At 48.2% G+C, this 392-nt stretch carries 1 protein-coding gene; it reads right to left on the bottom strand.

The window, feature by feature from the left end:
• A partial coding sequence (locus GV819_RS32825) for a fimbria/pilus periplasmic chaperone (RefSeq protein WP_161760136.1) occupies positions 1–392 on the bottom strand: 392 nt, incomplete at its 3' end.

Below are 392 nucleotides of genomic sequence, written 5' to 3'. Positions count from 1 at the left end.
CTTTTCATACTGACCTTTTCCAGCGCCTTTGGTCGCCAGAACAACTTGATACGCGTTTGCAGCGCGATTTGCAGGGTATTGGGTTTGTTTGATTTTGGCGGGATCTCGCGCACGTTAAAGTAGAACATGCTTTCACGATCGGCTGGCAATTTGTTGATATCCGGCATTCCCTGCACTTTTACCTGCCCGTTCATCATTGAATCGATGCGTTGCACTGGCGGCAGCACAGTTAACGGCGAGGTGATCTTGTTACCCTTTTCATCTTCAATCCAGCTTTGAGCCAGATAAGGGAGTTTCGGATCGTTATTACGCAGCGTCACGCTGATTGATTTGTCGCTTTCATTAAATATCAAACGGGTACGATCTGGCGTTACAGACGCCAGGGCAGACAA

Source organism: Pseudomonas sp. Fl5BN2 (genome assembly GCF_009908205.1).
GTDB lineage: Bacteria > Pseudomonadota > Gammaproteobacteria > Pseudomonadales > Pseudomonadaceae > Aquipseudomonas.
Note: the sequence above shows the minus strand (reverse complement) of the source record. Positions and strands in the feature narration are given on the sequence as shown.